At 62.5% G+C, this 2,526-nt stretch carries 2 protein-coding genes; both read left to right on the top strand.

The features are described from left to right. The first annotated feature begins 649 nt into the window (after window positions 1-649). On the top strand, window positions 650-1,309 hold the full coding sequence (gene rnt / locus AC1DSN_RS21250; RefSeq protein WP_063571064.1) for a ribonuclease T: 660 nt from the start codon (window positions 650-652) through the stop codon (window positions 1,307-1,309). 146 nt (window positions 1,310-1,455) lie between these two features. After that, window positions 1,456-2,472 carry a phosphate ABC transporter substrate-binding protein PstS gene (pstS, locus tag AC1DSN_RS21245; RefSeq protein WP_063571065.1) on the top strand — a complete coding sequence of 339 codons (1,017 nt, stop codon included), beginning with the start codon at window positions 1,456-1,458 and terminating at the stop codon, window positions 2,470-2,472. Window positions 2,473-2,526 lie beyond the last annotated feature (54 nt).

Here is a 2,526-nt window from a genome sequence, read left to right as displayed (position 1 = left end):
GCGCGGAGCCGTCGTCGGCAGCCAGGGCCACTACATGGCCGGGCGTGCTGTCGTAAGCGGCGTCACGGTCACAAGGCACGGCCTGGACGCCCATGCATGCGACGCACAACGCGATGAACACGAAGAACGTGCTCGCGAAGCGGCGCAAGAAGGATGTCGGGATCGTAGCCATGTCGCCGAACGTACGCGAGGCCTTGTGACAATCGCAAGTGCGGCGACGCAGCAAATTCAGACTTCTGCCTATTGCAACCGCAGAGGCAATGGGGGGCAATGGATTGCGGCATTTCTCGGCGATAAATCCGGTGACCGCGATTCAGGAATTAGACGTCCATAGGTATCCCACGCCTCTGAGACGATTCGCAGACAAGAGAAACCTTCGTCTAGTACTTGTTCTTGGTCGTGCCCGCCAAAGCGTCCTCACCCCGGCCCGGTGCCGGCGTACTTCAGGATATCGTCCCAGTTCTGGGAGTCGAAATTTTCCACGAGTGCCTTGGCGGCTTCTGTCCGAACAACCTCAAGCGGGGCCCACGGCGCGAAGAATGAGTCGCTGGCGTTGCCGTTCCATGCTTTTGGGGCACCAAATGACGACACGAGGACATCCGCTTAACGCGAGCGCCTCATAAGGCCCCGGGCTGATATCCTTTGCGGTATGGATACGACGAGTAACAGCACCGCTACGGCGATCGCCGGGCGGTTCAGGGGCTTCCTTCCCGTGATCGTGGATGTCGAGACCGGCGGTTTCGACTCCGAACGGGATGCGCTCCTGGAAATCGCCGTGGTCGCGGTCAAGATGGAGCCTTCGGGGCTTCTCGTGCCCCAGCCGGCCGTGGCGGCAAACGTGGAGCCCTTTCCGGGCGCCAACATCGACCCGCGCTCGCTGGAAATCACCGGCATCGACCCGGATCACCCGTTCCGTGGCGCCCTGCCCGAGCGCCAGGCGCTGGACCACATCTTCAATGCGGTGCGCGAGGCGGTGAAAGCCGCGGAGTGCCAACGTGCGGTGCTGGTCGGCCATAACGCGGCCTTCGACCTTGCCTTCCTTAATGCGGCGGTGCGCCGGGTGGGCCATAAGCGCAATCCGTTCCACCCCTTCAGCTGCTTCGACACTGCCACCCTCGGTGGCCTGGCCTACGGGCAGACCGTGCTTAGCAAGGCCGTGCTCGCCGCAGGCCTCAGCTTCGACAGCCGCGAGGCGCATTCGGCCATCTACGATGCCGAGCGCACCGCCGAGCTGTTTTGCGAAATCGTGAACCGCTGGCGCCGGCTGGAGCTTTTCGAGCGCGACCAGACGACCCCGATCGCGGTCTGAGACATTTCGTAAGTTCCTGAATATGACAGCAAAGTGGCGGCTGTCATCCAGTTGAAACATTCAGTACGTCTCATTGCAACACGGCAGGGCTGGAATACAGCCCCGGGCGGGCTTCGCCTGACACTCATTCTTCCGAGGACTACTCCGTGTTCACACGCAAACTCCGCATCGCCGCGTTGGTCGCTGCTTCGCTGTTCGGCATGTCCGCTCAGGCCACCGACATCACCGGCGCTGGCTCGAGCTTCGTCTACCCCGTTCTCTCCAAGTGGTCCGCCACGTACGCCGAGAAGACGGGCAATAAGCTGAACTACCAGTCCGTCGGTTCGGGTGCAGGTATCGCCCAGATCAAGGAAGGCACCATCGACTTCGGCGCCTCCGACGCTCCGATGAGCGCCGAAGACCTCGCCAAGTTCGGCCTGGGCCAGTTCCCGGCCGTGGTCGGCGGTATCGTGCCCATCGTCAACCTGCAGGGCGTGGCCGCTGGCCAGCTGAAGCTGGACGGCGCCCTTCTCGCCGACATCTACCTGGGCAAGATCGCCCGCTGGAGCGATCCGCGCATCGCCGCCCTGAACCCGGGCGTCAAGATTCCGGACGTGAAGGTCACCGTCGTGCATCGTTCGGACGGTTCGGGCACCTCGTTCAACTTCACCAACTACCTGTCCAAGGTCAGCCCGGAGTGGGCGTCCAAGGTCAAGTTCGGCACCGCCGTTGAGTGGCCGGCCGGCGTCGGCGGCAAGGGTAACGAAGGCGTCTCGCAGTACGTTCGCCAGATCCCGGGCTCGATCGGTTACGTCGAATACGCTTACGCCAAGAAGAACGCGATCTCCTACACCCAGCTGCAGAACGCAGCCGGCAAGTGGATCGAGCCGAGCGCCGTCACCTTCGCCGCTGCTGCTTCGACGGCTGACTGGAAGAGCGCCAAGGACTTCAACCTGATCATGACCAATGCCCCGGGCGATCAGGCATGGCCGATCACGGCGACGACCTGGATCATCATGTACAAGAAGTCCAAGAACGCCTCGCACACCAAGGTCGCGTTCGACTTCTTCAAGTGGTCCATGGAGAACGGCCAGTCGCAGGCTGCCTCGCTCGACTACGTCGCCCTGCCGGACACGCTGGTCAAGCAGATCGAAGCCTACTGGGCTGCCGAGTACAAGAACTGATCCTTCTCGACAGGCCGGCTGACACATAAGCGGCCCAGAGTAGGAAACCGGGTC

The organism is Luteibacter sp. P4_D7_3, assembly GCF_056401735.1.
This window is presented reverse-complemented; position numbering and strand designations above follow the sequence as displayed.

What these genes read in the sequence shown, in the direction of transcription:
- rnt (WP_063571064.1), top strand. Translation starts at nt 650, where the DNA reads ATGGATACGACGAGTAACAGCACCGCTACGGCGATCGCCGGGCGGTTC.